Source organism: Fusobacterium sp., assembly GCF_029258315.1.
Classification (GTDB): Bacteria; Fusobacteriota; Fusobacteriia; order Fusobacteriales; family Fusobacteriaceae; genus Fusobacterium_B.
In genome coordinates this window covers 1-20139 of the sequence record NZ_JARHZE010000049.1, presented here as the reverse complement: position 1 = coordinate 20139, position 20139 = coordinate 1, and the positions used below count along the sequence as shown (strand labels likewise).

Genomic DNA, 20139 nt, shown 5'->3' with positions numbered 1-20139 from the left:
AAAAAAACACTACAATAAGGGATGAAATATTTTTTGGAGGGAAGAATGATAGTAGGTCTTACAGGTGGAATAGCCAGTGGAAAATCAACAGTGAGCAACATCTTAAAAAGTTTTGGAATATATATAGCTGATGCAGATAAAATAGCAAAAGATTTAGGAAATAGTGAAGATGTAATAAAAGAAATACAAGAAAAAATATCACAGGATATATTAGATGATAAAAATAATATAGACAGGGTAAAATTAAAAAATATTGTTTTTTCTGATAAATCTAAATTAGAAGTATTAAATAGTATATTTCATCCTAAAATAAAAGATGAATTAAAAAAAATTAAGTTAAATTCTTCTAAAAATGATATAATAATATTTGATGTACCTTTACTATTTGAAACAGACATTTATAAAATGTGTGATAAAAATATTTTGGTTTATGTAGACGAAGAGATACAACTAGAAAGACTAATTTTAAGAGATAAGATAACAAGAGAACTAGCTAAAAAAATAATAGATTCTCAAATGAGCTTAGAAGAAAAAAAATTAAAGTCAGATATTTTGATAGAAAATAATGGAACAATAGTTGAACTTGAAGAAAAAGTAGAAATAGTTTATAAAAAAATTTTAAATGAGATAGAAAAATAATTGGAGGAAAAAATGAAAATAGTAGCCCCAGCAGGTAATTTAGAAAGATTTTATTCAGCAGTTAATGCTGGAGCAGATGAAATCTATATGGGAATAAAAGGTTTTGGAGCTAGAAGAAATGCACAAAATTTTACTTTAGATGAATATAAGGAAGCGATAGATTATGCTCATAAAAGAGGAACTAGAATATTTCTTACTTTAAATACTCTTATGAAAAATGTAGAGATAGATTTTTTATATACAAATTTAAAAGCACTTTATGAGTATGGACTAGATGCAATTATAGTTCAAGATTTAGGATATTTTAGATTTATAAAGGAAAATTTTCCAGAAATAGATATTCACGGAAGTACTCAGATGACGGTTTCAAACCATATTGAAGCTGAATACTTAAGAAAATTAGGATTTAAAAGGGTAGTATTACCTAGAGAGATGACTTTTGAAGAGATAAAAAAAATAAGAGAAAATACTTCAATTGAATTAGAAGTTTTTGTTTCAGGAGCTTTATGTATCTCTTATTCTGGAAATTGTTATATGAGTAGTTTTATAGGTGGAAGAAGTGGAAACAGAGGAATGTGTGCCCAACCTTGTAGAAAATTATATAATAAAGAGGGAAAATGTAACTTTTTACTAAGTCCTAAAGACCAATTAATGGGAAAAGATGAAATTCAAAAATTAAAATCTATTGGAATTAATAGTATAAAAATTGAAGGAAGAATGAAAGAAAAAACTTATGTTAATGAAGCAGTTACATATTTTAAAGATATGATTGATAATATTGACAGAGAGGAAAAACTTTCAAATGTATTCAACAGAGGTTATTCAAAAGGATATTTTTATAAAGAAACAAATCCATCTGATATAATGAACAGAGATTATTCAGCTACAATGGGAAAACCTATTGGAATTATAAGTGGAAAAGAGTTATTGCTAGAGGATAGTATAGTTTTAGGTGATGGGATAACTTATCTATCAAAAGACTACCAAGTATTAGGTGGAGATTATATAAATAGAATAGAAAAGAAAAATCAAAGAGAAAAATTTAAGGAAGCTCAAGTTGGGGATAAAATAATTTTAAAAAATGCACCAAAGGGAGCAAAATATGTTTTCAAAAATTTTGATAAAGTCGTTATAGATGAAATTTCTTCAAGATTAAAATCAGAAAATAAAAAACAAGAGATAGAATTAATTTTTGAAGGAAGATTGGGAGAAAAACCAATTTTAAAAGGTAAGATAATAAATAATAGCGGAAAAGAAATTATTGAGAGCCTAGTCGGAGAAAATTTAATAGAAGAGGCTAGTAAAAAAAGTGCAGATCCAAAAAATATAGAGGAAAAATTAATGGAAACAGGAGATACTACTTTTATAGTTAAGGATTGCAAAGTGTATATAGACAATAATATTTTCTTACCAATATCAGTTTTAAAAGAACTTAGAAGAAATTTACTAAAAGTTTTAGAAGAAAAACTTGTGGAAAGTTATAGAAGAAATTTAACAAATGAAAAAATATTTAAGATAGAGATAGAAAAAGATGAGGTGAAAACTCCAGAAATTTCTGTTATGGTAACTACTAAAGAGCAAGAAGATATTGTTAGAAGTTTGGGAATAAATAAAATTTATCATAGGGGATATGATGTTGCCAAAGAGGAAAATTTAGATAAAATAGATCTAAATTCAAATCTGGCTACAAATCTATATCAAGTATTGGAAAATAAAACTGATGATATAACTGTTGGATGGAATTTGAATGTTGGAAATATTTATACATTAAATGAATACTCAAAAATAAAAGGGGTAAAAACAGTTATTATATCTCCAGAATTAAAATATGAAGAGATAGAAAATATTGGGAAAGTTCCAGTAAGAAAAGCTATGTTGGGATATTCAAAATTAAAGGGAATGTATATAGAGCTTGGTATCATAGCTGATAAGAGTACATTTGAAAATGAACAACAGGATATATTTATTTCAAGAATAAATGAGTTTGGAAATAATGAAATCTATTTCAAAAAACCATTAAATGTACTTAGCCAAGTAAAAAGATTGGGAAAACTTGGAATAGATGAGGTTGTGATAGAACTTTTAGATGAAACAGAGGAAGAAATAAATTATATAATAAAAAATATAGATAAAAAAGAAAATGCTTATAGTCCTTATAACTATGAGAGAGGAGTATTTTAATGAAGACAATGACTGTTAGAAATTTAGCTACTTGGTTTGGTCTTGGAGATATGCCAAAAGCTCCGGGAACTTTTGGGACTTTAGGAGGGATTCCATTATATATAGGAATTAATTTTTTAAGAAAAATTTTTCCAAATATAACCCTATATAACTCATTTTATTTTGTTTTTCTTATGACTTTTTTTGCTTTGAGCGTATATGTTTCAGATATAAGTGAAAAGGTTATATTTAAAAAAGAGGATCCACAACAGGTTGTAATAGATGAGGTTTTAGGATTTATGACAACATTATTTCTTGTTAATCCAACAGGGGTAAAAGAATTTTTAATAGCAATAGCTCTTGCTTTTGTGATATTTAGAATATTAGATATAACAAAAATAGGTCCAATAGATAAAGTACAGGCTTTAAAAGACGGAATAGGTGTTACAATGGATGACTTTTTAGCTGGAATTATAGGAAATTTTATATTACTTTGTATATGGACATATTTCTTTTAATAATAAAGGGAGATGAAGGAAATGAAGGCTAGTATAATTCTTGTTGGGACGGAACTTCTGAGTGGAGGAACAGTAGATACTAACAGTATTTTTATGGCAGAAGAGTTAAATAAATATGGGATAGAGATAAAAAATAAATTAACAGTGAAGGATAGCATAGAGGATATATTAGTTGCTTTAGAATTTGCCAGAAAAAATAGTGATTTAATTATAACATCTGGAGGTCTTGGACCAACAATTGATGATATAACAAAAGATGCTGTGGCAATGTTTCTGAATAAAAAAATTATTGTTGATGATGAAGATCTTGCAATAATGATGAAAAAATTTGAAGAGAGGCAATTAACATATACTCCAAATAATATAAAGCAAGTTGAAAAACCAGAAGGAGCAGTATCTATTCCAAATAAAGTTGGTATGTGTCCAGCTGTTTATGTGGATGGGATAGTTTCTTTTCCAGGTGTTCCTTCAGAAGTGTATGATATGTTCCCTAGATTTTTGGAGTGGTTTGCAAGGGAAAAAGATTTACTTGTAGATAAAATCTATATCAGAGATCTTTTAGTTTATGGAATTGGAGAGGCTCATTTAGATCAGATAATAAGTGGCTTTTTTACAGAAGAGGGAATTGATTATGAGTTCTTAGTAAAGGATTTTGGAATCATAATAAGACTCCAAGGAAAAAATAGTAATAAAAACATAGTGGAAAAAATTGCCGAAAAGATATATAATATAATAGGTGACAATATTTTTGGAGAAGGAAATGATAGATTAGAAAATTTAGTTATAGAAAAACTAAAACAAGAAAAACTATCATTGTCTGTTGCAGAATCTTGTACAGGTGGAATGCTTTCTGCTAAGATAGTAGGAGTATCTGGAGCGTCAGAAGTGTATGAAGAAGGAATTACAACATATAGCAATGAAGCAAAGCAGAAAAGATTAGGAGTAAAAAAAGAAACCCTAGAAAAGTATGGAGCAGTAAGTAAAGAAACAGCCGAAGAAATGGTTAGAGGATTAAAAACTGATGTAGGAATAGCAACAACAGGGGTAGCAGGTCCTTTAGGAGGGACTCCAGAAAAACCAGTTGGTTTGGTTTATATGGGAATAAAAGTAAAAGACAGGGTAGTAGTAGAGAGAAAAGTTTTCGTAGGGACAAGAAATAAAATTAGGGAGAGAGCAACATTACAGTGCTTGTTTTATTTGAATAAAATGTTGAAAGGAAAATATTAGTATGACTATAGGAGAGAAAATAAAAAAGCATAGAGCAGAAAAAGGTTTTTCTTTGAGAGAACTTGCTAAAAAAGTTGAATTATCAGCAAGTTTTTTATCACAAATCGAACAGGGAAAAGCATCACCATCAATAGAAAATTTAAAAAAGATAGCAAATAACTTAGAAGTAAAAGTTAGCTATCTAATAGAAGAAGAGGAAAAATTAGAGACTTTCCTTGTAAAAAAAGATGAGATAAAGTATGTAGAAAGTATAGATTCTAAGACATCAATAGGACTTTTAACTTCTTCAAAATTAGAAAAAGATATGGAACCAATTATTTATGAAATAAAGCCTGGTGGAGAAAGTGGAAGAGGGTCATTTAATCATCCAGGAGAAGAATTTATATATATAATAGAAGGAAGTTTAGATATCTATATAGAAAACCAAGTTACTACATTAAACGAAGGGGATAGTTTCTATTTTAAATCTACTTTAAACCATAGATTTAAAAATAATGGTAAAAAAATAACAAAAGCAATTTGGGTAGTTAGCCCACCAACATTCTAATTTTTAGAATATTAAAATTTGGAGGAAGAATGGAAATAAAAATACAAGTATTAAATGTGATGAGACTTACAAAACTTCTTATTGCAGCAAGTAGATGGTTATCAAGACATGCTGATGTATTGAATGACTTAAACGTTTATCCAGTACCAGATGGAGATACTGGAACAAATATGTCAATGACTTTGCAATCAGTGGAGAACCAACTTGTAAAATTAAATTATGAGCCAAAAATGGCCGAGTTATGTGAAATAGTATCAGAGGCAATACTTTTAGGAGCTAGAGGGAATTCTGGAACGATTCTATCTCAAATAATTCAAGGATTTTTATTAGGAATTCAAGACAAAGAAGAAGCAACAGTAGATGATGTTATAAGAGCTTTTGAAAAAGCTAAAGAGAAAGCATATAATGCTGTTAGCAACCCTGTTGAAGGAACTATTCTTACAGTTATAAGAAGAGTATCAGAGGCAGCAAAACTTTATGATGGAGATAAAAATGATTTTATCCCATTTTTAGTGCACTTAAAAAATGTTTCAGCAGAAGCAGTAGAAGAAACTCCAAACCTTTTACCAAAATTAAAAGAAGCTGGCGTAGTTGATGCAGGAGGAAAAGGGATTTTCTATATTTTAGAGGGATTTGAAAAATCTATAACAGATCCTCAAATGTTAGAGGATTTGGAAAGAATTATTCAATCTCAATCTAAAAGAAAAGAGATTTTAGATGCCACAGCAGTAGCTTTAGAAGAGATCAAATTTAAATATTGTACTGAATTTATTATCGAGAATGGAAATTTTGATTTAGAAGAGTATAAGGCGAAAATAGGTATCTATGGGGACTCTTTAGTTTGTGCTCAAACTTCTAAAAAAACAAAAACACATATCCATACAAATAATCCTGGACTTGTTCTAGAAATAGCTTGTTCTTTAGGAAACTTATCTAATATGAAGATAGAAAATATGGAGATTCAACATCACAATAATAAATTATTCAAAGATGGGGCTTATGAGATTGAAGATAGCAATATTATAATAAGAAATGAAAACTCTAGACCTATTGGATATTTTGCTATTGTTGACAACAGAGAGATGGGGGAAGTATTTTTAAATGCTGGGGCAACAGCTGTGCTTATTGGTGGACAGACAAATAACCCAAGCGTAGCTGATATAGAAGAGGGAATTAAAAAAATATCAGCTGAAAAAATAATAGTTCTACCAAATAATAAAAATATAATATCAGCTGCTAAAATAGCTGCAGAGAGAGCAAAAAATAAAGAAGTTACAGTATTAGAAACTAAAAGTATGTTAGAAGGGCACTACATTATAAAAAATAAAGATTTAAAAATGGAAAGTGTAATTGATCATTTAGGTATAAATACTTCTATTGAAATAACAAAAGCAGTAAGAAATACTAGAGTTGATGAACTTGAAATAAAAGAAGGAAACTATATTGCAATTGTTAATGGAAAAATTCAAGAAACAGCTGAGTCATTAAAAGAGATGACAGAAAAAGTAGCAAATAAATATTTTGTAGAAAATACATTAAATGTGCTTGTATCTCTTGGAAAAGAAGCTGAAGAACAATCAACTTTAAATTTAAAAAAGGTAGCTTCAAATGTAAAATATGAAGAGATAATCTGTAAACAAGATCACTATCCTTACTATATTTATATAGAAAATAGAGATCCAAAATTACCAGAGATCGCAATAGTTACAGACTCTACTTCAGATTTATCAGAAGAGATGATAAGAGATCTAAATAATATAGAAATAATTCCATTAAAAGTTAAATTAGATGGAGATAATTATTATAGAGATGGTGTAGATATCTCTAAACAAGAGTTCTGGAAAAAGATTATTGAGGAAGGACAATTACCAAAAACTTCTCAACCATCTCCAGCAGAATTTAAAGCTCTTTATGAGAGATTATTTGCAAAAGGATATAAGAAAATTATATCAATACACATTTCTGGAAAACTAAGTGGTACTCAACAGGCTGCAAGAGTTGGAAGAGGAATGTCTAATAGAGAAGATGACATCATTATAATAGATTCAAAAACTGTTACATTTGCTTTAGGACATTTAGCAGTAGAAGCTGCAAAAATGGCTCAACAAAGAAAAGAACTATCAGAGATTATAAAATGGATAGAAGAGACAAAAGAAGCTATGAAAGTTTACTTTGTAGTTAAAGATTTAGAATATCTACAAAGAGGTGGAAGAATTGGAAAAGCATCAGCTTTCATAGGAGGAATCTTCAGAGTAAAACCAGTATTGAAAGTGGAAAATGGAGAGGTTTCTTTAGAAACTAAAGTTTTAGGAGAAAAAGGAGCACTTCTTCATATGGAAAAAATAATTAAATCAGCTAAAACATCTATAATATTATATACTGCTTGGGGAGGAAACCACAGCGAACTTACTAATGCAGATACATTAAAAACAATAGCTGAAAAATTCAAAAAAGTTGATTACAGAGGAAGAGTAGAAATTGGAGCTGTAATTGGATCTCATGTAGGTTCTGTATATGGAATAGGAATAATGGATAAAATTAGATAAAATTTTAAATAAAGACCATGTAAAAAAGGACTCTTTGAAGAGTCCTTTATATATTTTAAATACTCAGAATTTATTTTGAGGTCGGAGGGGAAAATGGGAAATATGTTAATGATTATGGGGATACTGATCTTTTTGGTTACATTTTACTTTATCATAACTGAAAAATATCCGAAATCGTTAGTGTCTGTAATCGGTGGAGCTTTAATGGTAGTTGTAAATATTTTAAACGAAAAAAAAGCTCTTGAAGTTGTGGGTCATAATTTAGAGATTTTAGTATTGCTTATAGGAATGATGATTATTGTGGAAATAATGTCAGAAACAGGGATATTCCAATGGGTAGCAATAAAAATTGCTCAGTCAGTTAATGGGGATCCTATAAAGATTCTTGCACTTTTATCCATAGTAACAGCAACATTTTCAGCGTTCCTAGATAACGTTACAACAATACTTTTGATTGTTCCAGTTACTATTTTTTTAGCTAAGAGGCTAGAGCTTGATCCAAAACCGTTTGTTCTTATGCAGATATTTATGTCAAACATAGGTGGAACAGCCACAATGATAGGGGATCCACCAAACTTGATAATAGGAAGTCTTGGAAAAATAACCTTCAATGAATTTATAGTTCATTTAGGACCTATTGTCTTGATAAATGCTATTGTATTAATAGTGAGTGCAAGCTTGTATTTAAAACCAAGAATGCATGTTTCTAGAGAATTAAGAGCTACTATAATGGAGTTAGATTTATCAAGAACAATAAAGAATAAAAAACTTTTAATGCAGTCTATAATTGTTTTTATGGGTGTAATATTAGGTTTTTTAACAAATAGTTTCACAGATATAGGACTTTCAATAATAGCTGTATTAGGAGCAGGAATTCTAGTTGTTTTAAGTGGAAAAAAACCAGAAGATGTACTTGTAAAAGTTGAATGGGATACTTTATTTTTCTTTGGAGGATTATTTGTAGTAATCCAAGGAATAGAGGAATTAGGTATTGTAAAAATGATAGGAGAGTATGTAGTATCATTGACAGCAGGAAACTTAGAGCTTACATCAAGTTTAATCCTTTTGGTTTCAGCAGGATTGTCACCAATAATAGGTTCAATACCTCATGCGCTTTCTTTTGGTAAGATAATTTTAGAAATATTACCAAATTACAGTGGGGATACAAATGTATTATGGTGGTCATTGTCTCTTGGAGCTTGTCTAGGTGGAAATATGACAATAGTAGGAGCAGCAGCCAATATGGTTGGAGCTTCAGTATCAAAAAAAGTAGGAATTGAAATCACTTTTAAAGAATTTTTTAAGTGGGGAACAATTGTTGTAGCACAATCGGTTGTATTAAGTTTAATCTATATTTATGTAAGATATTAATGGAGGAAGGGTATGAAACTTTGTAATTATTTTGACAAAAAATTAATTTTTATGAATCTTCAAGGGAGAACTCAAGAAGAAATAATAGAGGAAATAATAGATAAAATTGCAGATCAAGAAAAAATAGTGGAGGAGAAAAAAGAAGAAATAAAAAGATCTGTAATAAAAAGAGAAAGAGAGATCTCAACTGCAATAGGTATGGGAGTAGCAGTTCCACATGCAAGAATACCTAATTTCAATGATTTTATAGTTGCTGTTGGTATATTAGAAAAACCATTTGAAATAAAAGTTGAAGGATTAGAAGAAACTGATAAGGTAAAAGTAATATTCTTAGTTATTTCTGATATTCTAAAAAATAAAAATATGTTAAAAATTATGGGTGGAATTTCAAAAATTGCAATGAAAAAAACTGAGTATTTAGAAAAAATAAAAAATGCTAAATCACCAAAAGAAGTTTTTAAAGCAATTGAAGATGCTAATATTGAGTTTGATCACAAAATAATAGCTGATGACGTTTTGAGTCCAAATATAGATCCCGTTTATGAGACTACTACTCTAGATGAAGTAGCAAGAAGATTAATAAATGAAAAAATAAGCGGAATACCTGTTGTGGATAAAGATAATAACTTTTTAGGAGAAATTACAGAAAAAGAGCTTATAAATTATGGAATGCCTAAATATTTATCTTTAATGAAAGATTTGGATTTCTTAACAGTAGGAGAACCTTTTGAAGAATATTTATTAAAAGAAAAGGTTGAAACAATAAAAGACATTTATAGAAAAAAAGAGGACTTACATATCTTAGATAGAAAAACTCCTATAATGGAAATATGCTTTATAATGGTAAATAAAGGGTATACAAGACTATATGTAGTAGATAAAGGAAAGTTCCGTGGAGTTATCAGAAGATATGATATAATTAAAAAAGTTCTTCATATTTAAAAGCAAGTAGGAGGAAATATGTTTTACTTAATAGTTGGTATACTAATATTTATTGTAACGTTTTATTTTATAATTACGGAAAAAATACCAAGTGCATGGGCGACTATGTTAGGCGGATTAATAATGGCTTTAATTGGAATCTTAAATGAAGCTCAGGCATTAAAAGCTATTTATGAGAGATTGGAGATATTATTTTTGTTAATAGGTATGATGATGATGGTTCACATTATATCTGAGACAGGTGTGTTTCAATGGTTTGCTATTAAGGTGGCACAACTTACAAAAGGGGAACCTTTTAGATTGATAGTTATGCTTTCTATAATAACAGCTGTTTGTTCAGCATTCTTAGATAATGTTACTACAATTTTATTGATGGCACCTATATCTATTTTATTGGCTAATGAGTTAAAAGTGGATCCTTTTCCATTTGTAATGACTGAAATAATGTCAGCAAATATTGGGGGATTAGCAACTCTTATTGGAGACCCAACACAATTAATCATTGGATCTGAAGGGGGACTAACTTTTAATGAATTTTTACTAAATACTGCTCCAATGTCAATTATTTCAATGGCAATATTACTAGGAAATGTATATTTCTTCTATTGTAGAAAAATGCATATATCAAGAGATTTAAAAGTAAGAATGATGGAAATGGATTCTAGCCGTTCTTTAAAAGATGTAAAGATTTTAAGAATATCAATGTTTATATTCTCTTTGGTTTTGGTAGGATTTGTTTTAAATAATTTTATAGATAAAGGTCTTGCAATAATAGCACTTTCAGGGGCTTTATTTTTAGTTGTAATAACTCACAAAGAACCAAAAGAGATATTAAATAATGTAGAATGGGAAACACTATTTTTCTTTATAGGATTATTTATGATGATAACAGGAATAGAAAATCTTCATATAATAGATTTTATTGGAAATAAACTTGTTCATTTAACAGAGGGTAATTTTAATTTAGCACTTATCTCAATAACTTGGATCTCTGGATTATTTACTTCAATAATTGGAAACGTTGCTAATGCAGCTACTGTTTCAAAAATAGTTAATGTAATGTTACCTTCTTTTCAAGGGCAATCAAATGTTAATGCACTTTGGTGGGCATTATCATTCGGATCTTGTTTAGGTGGAAATCTTACAATATTAGCTTCAGCTACTAATGTAGTGGCGGTAGCTGCTTCTAAAAAAGCTGGTTGTAAGATAGATTTTATAAAATTTTTAAAGTTTGGAGCTTCAATATCCCTTCAAACTTTGGTTGTAGCTACAATATATTTATTGGCTAGGTATAATTAGGAGGAAAGAAATTCAATGAAAATAGAAGAAAATCTGACGAGTGAGATAATGTGTAGAACCTCAAGAAGAAAATTTACTGAAGAAGAGATTACAATAGATGAAGAGGTAAAGATAGTAGAGATTTTAGACAGAATCAACGAAGTGAGAGGTCTTTCTTTTAAAGCAGTGGTAAACTATGGAGGAGAAATTTTTAGTGGATTTCATTCCTATGGTTTAATAAGAGGATGTAATTCATATATAGCCCTTGTTGGAGAACCTAAAGAGAAAAAAATAGAGGAAAAGATAGGATATTATGGTGAATATCTTGTTTTGAAACTTGTTCAAATGGGATTTGGAACTTGTTGGATAGGAGCTACATATGATCATAAAGAGATTACAGAAGAAATAAGTCTTGATTATGGAGAGAAAATATATTGTTTAATAGCTTTTGGGAAAGTAGAGTCTGAAGAAAAAGATGGATTTGAAAAGCTTATATCTGTAATTGGAAGAAAAAGAAAAAGAATTATAGATTTATTTCCAAATATAGAGAAAATAGAAGAAAATGAAAAAGATTGGATAATAAGAGGGTTAGAGTTTGTACAAAAAGCTCCGTCTGCTAGAAATAAACAACCATGGTTTTTCGATAAGAATAATAACTATATAACAATTAATATAAAAGAAAATAATGGCTATGAAAAAATTGATAAAGGAATAGCTATGCTTCATTTTGAACAAGGGGCTAGAAGCGTTAATTGTAAAGGTGAGTGGAGAAAGAAAGATGGAATATGGAAATTTTTAGTAGGAGATGAAGATGAAAATACACAGATTTGAGACTATAGATTCAACAAATAGCTTTTTAAAAAATCTAGAGGGAAAAGAAGAATATGAAATAGCAATAGCTAAAACTCAAAGTTCTGGAAGAGGGCGTAGAGGAAATAATTGGTCCTCTGAAGAGGGGGGAGCATATTTTAGCTTTATCCTAAAAGAAAGAGAAGACGTGGATATAAGTCAATATGTAAAACTTCCTTTAGTTGTTGGATATTCATTACTTAAAACTTTTGAAGAATTAGAAAAAGAGATAAAATTTCAATTTAAATGGACTAATGATATTTATGCTAATGACAAAAAAATAAGTGGAATTTTAGTTGAAAAGAAAAATAAAGATTTTATTATTGGGATAGGGATAAATCTAAATAATGAGATCAAAGGGGAGGCTCTTGGAAAAGGTCTTTCATTAAAATCTATAACAGGAAAAGATTATATAATTGAAGAGGTAATCTTTAAAGTTATAGAAGATTTTAAGAAAAATATAAATGAATATTTAAGTGGTAACTGGTGGAATATTTTAGAGTATCTAAATTCAAAGAATTATCTTTATAATAAAAAAATAATGATAGATCTGAGAGATGGAAAAACTAAAGAAGGAATTGCTAAAGAGATAGACAAAAGTGGAGAGATTATTATTGAGATAGATAATAAAAATGAAACTTTTTCTATTGGTGAAATTCACATATCCAAATAAAAGAAAAACATTCAAAATATTTAAATATTTTGAATGTTTTTTATTTTAATAATCCAATGGAAAAATTGAAAAATATAGCAATTTATGATAAAATATATAGTAAACAAAAGTTTTTTTGAGGAGGAAAAATGGAAAAAATTAAAATAGATACAGAGTTTATAAAATTAGATCAATTTTTAAAATGGGTAGGAATTGCAGAGAGTGGTGTAGATGCAAAAGATATGATTTTAAATAATGAAGTAAAAGTAAACGGAGAGATTGAAACAAGAAGAGGGAAAAAACTTCGTTCAGGAGACAAAGTAAAAGTATTTGATAAAGAATTTGTTGTAGAATAATTTAAAGAGGTGTAGAGTTGAAAATCCTAGAGATAAATTATATAAATTTTAGAAATCTTATAGATAGAAATTTAAAGTTTTCTCCAAAAATAAATTTATTTCTAGGAAAGAATGGACAGGGAAAAACCTCTATAATAGAGGCTGTTTATTTTGGAGCTACTGGAAAAAGTTTTAGAACTTCCAAAAACCCAGATATGATTAAATATGGAAAAAATAAAGTAGGTTGTTTTATAGAATATGAGGATAGAATAAACCAAAAAAATTTAAGTGTAAAGATAGATAGCCAAAAAAAAGAATATTCATTCAATAGAAAAAAAGTACCCTATGATGAATTTTATGGAAAAGTTAATGTGATTTCATTTATTCCAGAAGATATAGAGTTAATAGTCGGGAGTCCCTCTATCAGAAGAAAATTTTTTGATGGAGAGATTTCTCAGGGGAATGAAGAATATTTTAAAAATTTAAAAGAATACACAAAACTTTTAAAAATCAGAAATAAATATCTGAAAGAAAAAAATTATAAAAATGAGATGTTTCAAATTTATCAGGAAGAGTTTATAAAATATGGAGTAAAAATTATAAAAAAAAGAATAGAGTATATAAAAAATATCTCTATAATTTTAAATTTAAATTATAGGAAACTTTTTGATAATAAAAAAGAACTTTCTTTAAAATATAGCTCTTTTTTAGGAGAGATAAAAAAAATAGATACAGATTATCTTGAGAATCTTTTTAGAGAAAAAATAAAAGAGGAATTTTTTAGAGAGATAAAATATGGGTATTCCAATGTTGGACCTCAAAAAGATGATTTTTTATTTTTATTAGAGGAGAAAGAGGCAAAATCTTTTTCATCTCAAGGAGAAAAGAAATCTATAATTTTTTCTTTAAAACTTTCAGAAATAGATATGATACTGAAGGAAAAAAGAGAGAGTCCTATATTTTTAATAGATGATGTCTCTTCATATTTTGACTCAATAAGAAAAGAGAATATATTAGACTATTTAAAAAAAAGAGAGATACAGGTAATAATAACTTCAACGGAAACAATGAATATTGGAGCTAAGATATTTTCAGTAAAATCAGGAGAGGTTTATGAAGATAATTGAACTTGATAATATGATTTTAGATGCTATAAAAAAAAGTAATACTCTTCGAACATCTATCCTTGTGGGGAAGTGGGAAGAGATAGTAGGAAAAGTTCATAAAATTTCTGAAGTGGTAGGCATAAAAGATAAGGTTTTGTATGTAAAAGTTGAAAGTTCAACATATCTCCATTATATGAATATGAAAAAGTCTGAATATATAGATAAGATAAATGGATATTTTCAGGGAGAGTATATAAAGAATATAGTTTTTAAAACTGGAAAAATAAATATTGAGAATAAATTTGAAATAGAAAAATTAAAGAATGAATATAAAGAAAAGTTAAAGGATAGAAGGGTAATTCCAGATACATATGAAACAGAAAATATGTCTTTAGAGGAGAGCATAAAATATTTAGCAAATCTTTCTAAAAAAAGAGAGGAGTATCTTTTAAAAGAGGGGTACTCAAAATGTAAAGAGTGTGGAAGTATTTTTTTAGGAAAGAGAGATTTATGCGATAGATGTATGGGAATACCATTAGAAACAGTAATTAATAAAAATTAAAGATTTAGAATAGATTCGGAGGGAAAGATGGGTAATAATTATCAAGCAGAAAATATTACGGTCCTTGAGGGGTTAGAAGCAGTTAGAAAAAGACCAGGGATGTATATAGGAACTACCTCAGAAAGAGGTTTACATCATTTGGTTTGGGAGATAGTAGATAACTCAATAGACGAAGCTCTTGCAGGATATTGTGATAAAATTATAGTAAATGTTCTTCCTAATAATATAATTGAGGTTATAGATAATGGAAGAGGAATTCCAACAGGAATGCACCCTAAATATGGAAAATCAGCTTTAGAAATAGTTCTTACAGTACTTCATGCTGGAGGAAAATTTGAAAATGATAACTATAAGGTATCTGGAGGACTTCATGGAGTTGGGGTATCAGTAGTTAATGCTTTATCTGAGTGGCTTGAAGTAGAAGTAAAAAGAGAAGGAAAAGTATGGTTTCAAAGATATGACAGAGGAAAACCAGAAGAGGATGTAAAAATTATTGGTGAAGCTGATGAAACAGGAACTAAAGTAAAATTTAAGGCTGATGGAGAAATTTTTGAAACTCTAATATATAGCTATGAAACTTTAGAAACAAGATTAAAAGAATTAGCATACCTAAACAAAGGTTTAAGAATAGAGTTAAATGATTTAAGAAAAGAACCAGTTAAATCAACAGAATTAGAATTCCAAGGTGGAATAATAGATTATATCAGAGAGGTAGAAAAAGATTCTGTAAAACTTATAAAAGAACCTATATATATGTCAGGTGAAGCTGATGGAGTAATATTTGAAGCTGTTATGCTTTATAATACAAACCAAAGAGAAACAATTTATTCCTTTGTAAATAATATCCATACTCATGAAGGTGGAACTCATGTTAGTGGATATAAAGTAGCTCTTACAAGAGTCATCAATGATTTAGGAAAAACTTTAGGATACCTAAAAGAAAAAGATGGAAAATTACAAGGAAGCGATATAAGAGAAGGGTTAACAGCAATAATATCTGTTAAAATACCACAACCTCAATTTGAAGGGCAGACAAAAACAAAATTAGGAAACTCAGAGGTAACTGGAGTTGTTTCTTCAATAGTTGGTTCTCAATTAAAAATGTACCTAGAAGATAACCCAGGGGATATGAAAGTAATAATTGACAAAGTTTTAAACTCTAAAAAAGCAAGAGAAGCAGCTCAAAAAGCAAGAGAGTTAGTATTAAGAAAATCCGCTCTTGAAGTTGGATCTCTACCTGGAAAATTAGCAGATTGTTCTTCAAAAAATCCAGCTGAATGTGAAATCTATATAGTTGAGGGAGATTCAGCAGGAGGATCAGCAAAACAAGGAAGAGATAGAAGATTCCAAGCAATCTTACCACTTAGGGGAAAGATATTAAACGTAGAGAAGGCTGGACTACATAAAGCACTAGAGAATGCTGAAATAAGATCAATGATCACAGCTTTTGGAACTGGAATTGGAGATAATTTTAATATAGAAAAATTAAGATATGGAAAGATAGTAATAATGACAGACGCTGACGTTGACGGAGCTCATATAAGAACATTATTATTAACATTCTTTTACAGATACCTAGTGGAGCTTTTACATAATGGAAATATTTATATTGCTCAACCGCCATTATATAAAGTTACAACAGGAAAATCTGTACAATATGCTTATACTGATAAGCAATTAAAAGATATCCAAGTTAGATTGGATGGAGAAAATAAAAAATATACATTACAAAGATATAAAGGATTGGGAGAGATGAACCCAGAACAATTGTGGGAGACTACAATGGATCCAGATGTTAGAACTTTCTATCAAGTAAAAGTTGATGATGCAAGAGAGGCTGACCTTATATTTGACAAACTTATGGGAGATAAAGTAGAGCCAAGAAGAGAGTTTATAGAAGCTCATGCAGAATTTGTTAAAAATTTAGATATCTAATTGTAATTATTTAGGAGGAAGTAGGTAGAATGTCTAACGTTATAGATAAATATGTAGAAGAAGAAATGAAACAGTGCTACTTAGACTATTCCATGAGTGTTATTGTAAGTAGAGCAATACCAGATGTAAGGGATGGACTAAAACCTGTTCATAGAAGAATATTATATGCGATGAATGAATTGGGAATGACTCACGATAAGCCATTTAAAAAATGTGCTAGAATCGTTGGAGAAGTTCTAGGTAAATATCACCCACATGGTGATAGTGCTGTATATGGAGCTATGGTAAGAATGGCTCAAGACTTCAACTATAGATATGAATTTGTTGAAGGACATGGAAACTTTGGTTCCATCGATGGTGATGGAGCTGCGGCAATGAGATATACTGAGGCTAGAATGGCAAAAATAACAGATGAGATTCTAGCTGATATAGATAAGGATACAATAGATTTTAGAAAAAACTTTGATGACTCATTAGATGAGCCAGTTGTATTACCAGCAAAAATACCAAGCCTTTTATTAAATGGAACAGTTGGAATTGCAGTAGGTATGGCAACAAATATACCTCCTCACAATTTAGGAGAATTGGTTGATGGAACTTTAGCTTTAATAGATAATAGAGATATAACTTCTCAAGAATTAATTGACTATATTCCTGGTCCAGATTTCCCAACAGGTGGAATAATAAATGGAAGAAAAGGTATACATGATGCTTATACTAAAGGAAGAGGAAAGATACAAGTAAGAGCAAAGGTTAAGATAGAAGATATATCTAATGGAAAACATGCCATAGTAGTTAATGAGATACCTTATCAAGTAAATAAATCAGCTCTTATAGAAAAAATAGCTCTTTTAGTAAAAGAAAAAAAATTAACAGGAATTTCAGATTTAAGAGATGAGTCTGACAGAGAAGGAATAAGAATTGTAATAGAACTAAAGAAAGGTGAAGAACCAGAAATAGTTTTAAATAAACTTTATAAATATACAGATCTTCAAACTTCTTTTGGAGTAATAATGTTAGCTCTAGTAAATAATGTTCCAAAAGTTTTAAACTTAAAAGAAGTTTTAGAAGAGTATATAAAACATAGATTTGAAGTTATAACAAGAAGAACTAAATTTGAATTAGATAAGGCTGAAAAAAGAGATCATATTTTACAAGGATTTAGAATAGCCTTAGAAAATATAGATAGAATAATCTCTTTAATTAAAAATTCTAAAGATTCAAATTCAGCTAAGGAATCTTTAATTGAAAAATATGCTTTCTCAGAAATTCAAGCAAGATCTATTATGGACATGAAATTACAAAGATTAACAGGACTTGAAAGAGAAAAAATAGAACAAGAATTCCAAGAACTTGAAAGAAAAATAAAAGAATTTAAAGAAATTCTTGCTGATGATGAAAAAATATATGGTATAATGAAGCAAGAATTAGAAGAGGTTAAAGAGAAATATAACGATGATAGAAGAACAGTTATAGAAGATGAAAGAAAAGATATAGATGTAGAGGATCTTATTAAAGATGAAAAAGTTATTCTTACAATAACAAATAAAGGTTATGTAAAAAGAATTGGAATAGATAACTACAAAGCTCAAAGAAGAGGTGGAAGAGGGGTTTCTAGTCAAAATACAATAGAGGATGATTTTGTATCCGATATGTTTGTTATGCTTAACCTAGACACTGTATTGATATTTACAGATAAGGGAAGAGTTTATAAAATGAAAGCCTATGAGGTACCAGAAACTTCAAAACAATCAAGAGGAAAATTAATAAGCAATATTATTAATTTCCAAGAGGATGAAAAACCAGCTTTCATAATAAAAGTAAGAGAGTTCTCAGAAGAAAAAGAAGTTATTTTTGTAACTAAAGATGGAACAATCAAGAAAACAAACTTAATGGAATATGCTAATATAAATAGTAATGGAAAAATTGCAATAAACTTCAGAGATGGAGATGGATTAGTTTTTGCAGGACTAATAAGAAAAGAAACAGATCAATTATTTATTGCAACAAAATTAGGATATTCAGTAAGAATGGATCTAAATGAAGTAAGAAGTATTTCAAGAACTGCAATAGGTGTAAAAGGAATAACATTAAGAGAGGGTGATAGTGTTGTATCAGCACTTCTAATAACTTCTCCAGATGAGGAAACAATTTTAACTGTTACAGCTAATGGATATGGAAAAAGATCTAGAGTTATAGAATACACTACTCAAAAAAGAGGTGGTATGGGAATTAAAAACTTTAGATTAACAGATAAAACAGGAGAAATAATAGGAGTTAAACCTGTAAAAGAGGATGAAGAAATAATAGCAATAAACTCTTCAGGTGTAGTAATAAGAACTGCAGTAAATTCAATAGCTGTTCATGGAAGAGCTACATCAGGAGTAATAATAATGAAAACAGATGACAATTCAAAAGTTGTTGCTGTTGTAAAAGTAAAAAATGAAAAAGATGAAGAGAGAATTTTATCTGAAGCAGAAGAGGAAACATTAGAAACAGAAAAAATGTCTAAAAAGCAAGAAATGGAAGAAATAATAGAAGAAGATTCACTATTCCAAACTTTTGACAGTGAGGAAGATGAAGAGATATAAAACTCATTATATTTTTTATAATGAAAAAGGAGGCTTTTTATGGAAAACAATGTACTTTTAGTTTTAGGAAATGGTTACAATAGAAAAAATCTTATTGATAGTGCTATTTATTTAAGAGATAATTTTGGTTTTAGAATAAGACCTTTTCATGTAAGAGATGTTAGAAAAAAAGAATTTTTACCAAATGCTGTTGATGGAATTATGTTAGAACCTATGCTAGCTGGTATAAATAAAGAATGGAACGCTTTTGAAGAAAGGGAAATAGAAAAAATAAAAGAGGAACTTAAAGAAAATGGAATAGATGCGGAACTAGAAGTTAGTTTTGGAATAACTCCAGAAGTAGTTATACAGGAATTAAAAAAATCAGATATGCTTCTTATAGAAAAAGAAGAGAGATTTACAGAAGATTTAATAGTTTTAATGAAAAGATTCTTCAAACCTATAATAGTTGTAAGAGATAAACCTCTTAAGCTAGAAAAAATAGCTATTGCAAATGATGATGGAACAAAGGTAAATAAAAGTTTCCAAAGATTTATAAATATTTTCTCACATGTGGATGAAATAAAATCTTTTGAATTAGTAGATAGCTTAGTTCAAGAACACGAGGATGATGAAGAGGAAGAAAAAGAAAATTATTTAAACTCTTTTATGGAAGGAAAAGGAATAAAAGTAGATTCTGTAAAAATTTTAAAATCTGATTCAGATGCTTTTTTACAAATTTGTAAAGAGGAAGATGTGTTGATAATGGGTAACTTAAGTAATTCATATTTATATGAAAAAATAACAAAAAAAGTTGGTATAAAAATAATGGAGCAAGCAGAAACAACATTATTTATAGCTTAATGATAAGGAAAAAATATGAAGATAGTAGCAGTGTCAGA

General features: G+C 28.8%; 17 protein-coding genes. All 17 read left to right on the top strand.

What is annotated here, in order from left to right; translation table 11 throughout:
* Positions 1-45 precede the first annotated feature (45 nt).
* The 17 genes from coaE (at position 46) to Q1J48_RS03620 (ending at position 20101) form a co-directional block, all read left to right on the top strand.
* Entirely contained in the window at positions 46-639 is a 594-nt protein-coding gene (gene coaE / locus Q1J48_RS03700) for a dephospho-CoA kinase (protein WP_300361329.1), read from the top strand.
* A gap of 12 nt (positions 640-651) precedes the next feature.
* Entirely contained in the window at positions 652-2820 is a 2169-nt protein-coding gene (locus tag Q1J48_RS03695; protein ID WP_300361326.1) for a peptidase U32 family protein, read from the top strand.
* Positions 2820-3317: a phosphatidylglycerophosphatase A family protein gene (locus tag Q1J48_RS03690; protein ID WP_300331983.1), complete on the top strand. Its 498-nt coding sequence runs from the start codon at positions 2820-2822 to the stop codon at positions 3315-3317. Before Q1J48_RS03695 ends, Q1J48_RS03690 begins: the two co-directional genes overlap by 1 nt.
* A gap of 21 nt (positions 3318-3338) precedes the next feature.
* Entirely contained in the window at positions 3339-4544 is a 1206-nt protein-coding gene (locus Q1J48_RS03685) for a CinA family nicotinamide mononucleotide deamidase-related protein (protein WP_300361323.1), read from the top strand.
* A gap of 1 nt (position 4545) precedes the next feature.
* Positions 4546-5091 carry a helix-turn-helix domain-containing protein gene (locus tag Q1J48_RS03680; RefSeq protein ID WP_300331988.1) on the top strand — a complete coding sequence of 182 codons (546 nt, stop codon included), beginning with the start codon at positions 4546-4548 and terminating at the stop codon, positions 5089-5091.
* Between the two features lie 29 nt (positions 5092-5120).
* Positions 5121-7637, top strand: coding sequence for a DegV family EDD domain-containing protein (locus tag Q1J48_RS03675; protein WP_300361320.1), 2517 nt, complete (start codon positions 5121-5123; stop codon positions 7635-7637).
* A gap of 93 nt (positions 7638-7730) precedes the next feature.
* Entirely contained in the window at positions 7731-9008 is a 1278-nt protein-coding gene (locus Q1J48_RS03670) for an ArsB/NhaD family transporter (RefSeq protein WP_300361317.1), read from the top strand.
* A 12-nt stretch (positions 9009-9020) separates the two neighbouring features.
* Positions 9021-9950, top strand: a complete 930-nt coding sequence (locus tag Q1J48_RS03665; protein ID WP_300361315.1) for a PTS sugar transporter subunit IIA — start codon at positions 9021-9023, stop codon at positions 9948-9950.
* A gap of 18 nt (positions 9951-9968) precedes the next feature.
* A complete protein-coding gene (locus tag Q1J48_RS03660; protein WP_300344950.1) occupies positions 9969-11249 on the top strand; it encodes an ArsB/NhaD family transporter in 1281 nt (426 codons plus the stop codon).
* Between the two features lie 15 nt (positions 11250-11264).
* The gene (locus Q1J48_RS03655) at positions 11265-12059 is read left to right on the top strand and encodes a nitroreductase family protein (protein ID WP_300344948.1); all 795 of its coding nucleotides are present in this window, start codon (positions 11265-11267) and stop codon (positions 12057-12059) included.
* On the top strand, positions 12040-12750 hold the full coding sequence (locus Q1J48_RS03650; RefSeq protein ID WP_300344946.1) for a biotin--[acetyl-CoA-carboxylase] ligase: 711 nt from the start codon (positions 12040-12042) through the stop codon (positions 12748-12750). The genes Q1J48_RS03655 and Q1J48_RS03650 overlap by 20 nt, the downstream gene beginning before the upstream one ends.
* Positions 12751-12878: 128 nt before the next feature.
* Positions 12879-13085, top strand: a complete 207-nt coding sequence (gene yaaA, locus Q1J48_RS03645) for a S4 domain-containing protein YaaA (RefSeq protein WP_300344943.1) — start codon at positions 12879-12881, stop codon at positions 13083-13085.
* 17 nt (positions 13086-13102) lie between these two features.
* Entirely contained in the window at positions 13103-14191 is a 1089-nt protein-coding gene (gene recF / locus Q1J48_RS03640) for a DNA replication/repair protein RecF (protein WP_300344940.1), read from the top strand.
* Entirely contained in the window at positions 14178-14732 is a 555-nt protein-coding gene (locus Q1J48_RS03635; protein WP_300344937.1) for a DciA family protein, read from the top strand. The genes recF and Q1J48_RS03635 overlap by 14 nt, the downstream gene beginning before the upstream one ends.
* Positions 14733-14759: 27 nt before the next feature.
* On the top strand, positions 14760-16667 hold the full coding sequence (gene gyrB / locus Q1J48_RS03630; protein ID WP_300361313.1) for a DNA topoisomerase (ATP-hydrolyzing) subunit B: 1908 nt from the start codon (positions 14760-14762) through the stop codon (positions 16665-16667).
* Between the two features lie 29 nt (positions 16668-16696).
* A complete protein-coding gene (gene gyrA / locus Q1J48_RS03625) occupies positions 16697-19258 on the top strand; it encodes a DNA gyrase subunit A (protein WP_300344933.1) in 2562 nt (853 codons plus the stop codon).
* A 39-nt stretch (positions 19259-19297) separates the two neighbouring features.
* A complete protein-coding gene (locus Q1J48_RS03620) occupies positions 19298-20101 on the top strand; it encodes a hypothetical protein (RefSeq protein WP_300344931.1) in 804 nt (267 codons plus the stop codon).
* Positions 20102-20139 lie beyond the last annotated feature (38 nt).

Coding starts and splice junctions, on each gene's coding strand:
- coaE (WP_300361329.1), top strand. CDS start 46: ATGATAGTAGGTCTTACAGGTGGAATAGCCAGTGGAAAATCAACAGTG.
- Q1J48_RS03695 (WP_300361326.1), top strand. CDS start 652: ATGAAAATAGTAGCCCCAGCAGGTAATTTAGAAAGATTTTATTCAGCA.
- Q1J48_RS03690 (WP_300331983.1), top strand. CDS start 2,820: ATGAAGACAATGACTGTTAGAAATTTAGCTACTTGGTTTGGTCTTGGA.
- Q1J48_RS03685 (WP_300361323.1), top strand. CDS start 3,339: ATGAAGGCTAGTATAATTCTTGTTGGGACGGAACTTCTGAGTGGAGGA.
- Q1J48_RS03680 (WP_300331988.1), top strand. CDS start 4,546: ATGACTATAGGAGAGAAAATAAAAAAGCATAGAGCAGAAAAAGGTTTT.
- Q1J48_RS03675 (WP_300361320.1), top strand. CDS start 5,121: ATGGAAATAAAAATACAAGTATTAAATGTGATGAGACTTACAAAACTT.
- Q1J48_RS03670 (WP_300361317.1), top strand. CDS start 7,731: ATGGGAAATATGTTAATGATTATGGGGATACTGATCTTTTTGGTTACA.
- Q1J48_RS03665 (WP_300361315.1), top strand. CDS start 9,021: ATGAAACTTTGTAATTATTTTGACAAAAAATTAATTTTTATGAATCTT.
- Q1J48_RS03660 (WP_300344950.1), top strand. CDS start 9,969: ATGTTTTACTTAATAGTTGGTATACTAATATTTATTGTAACGTTTTAT.
- Q1J48_RS03655 (WP_300344948.1), top strand. CDS start 11,265: ATGAAAATAGAAGAAAATCTGACGAGTGAGATAATGTGTAGAACCTCA.
- Q1J48_RS03650 (WP_300344946.1), top strand. CDS start 12,040: ATGAAAATACACAGATTTGAGACTATAGATTCAACAAATAGCTTTTTA.
- yaaA (WP_300344943.1), top strand. CDS start 12,879: ATGGAAAAAATTAAAATAGATACAGAGTTTATAAAATTAGATCAATTT.
- Q1J48_RS03635 (WP_300344937.1), top strand. CDS start 14,178: ATGAAGATAATTGAACTTGATAATATGATTTTAGATGCTATAAAAAAA.
- gyrB (WP_300361313.1), top strand. CDS start 14,760: ATGGGTAATAATTATCAAGCAGAAAATATTACGGTCCTTGAGGGGTTA.
- gyrA (WP_300344933.1), top strand. CDS start 16,697: ATGTCTAACGTTATAGATAAATATGTAGAAGAAGAAATGAAACAGTGC.
- Q1J48_RS03620 (WP_300344931.1), top strand. CDS start 19,298: ATGGAAAACAATGTACTTTTAGTTTTAGGAAATGGTTACAATAGAAAA.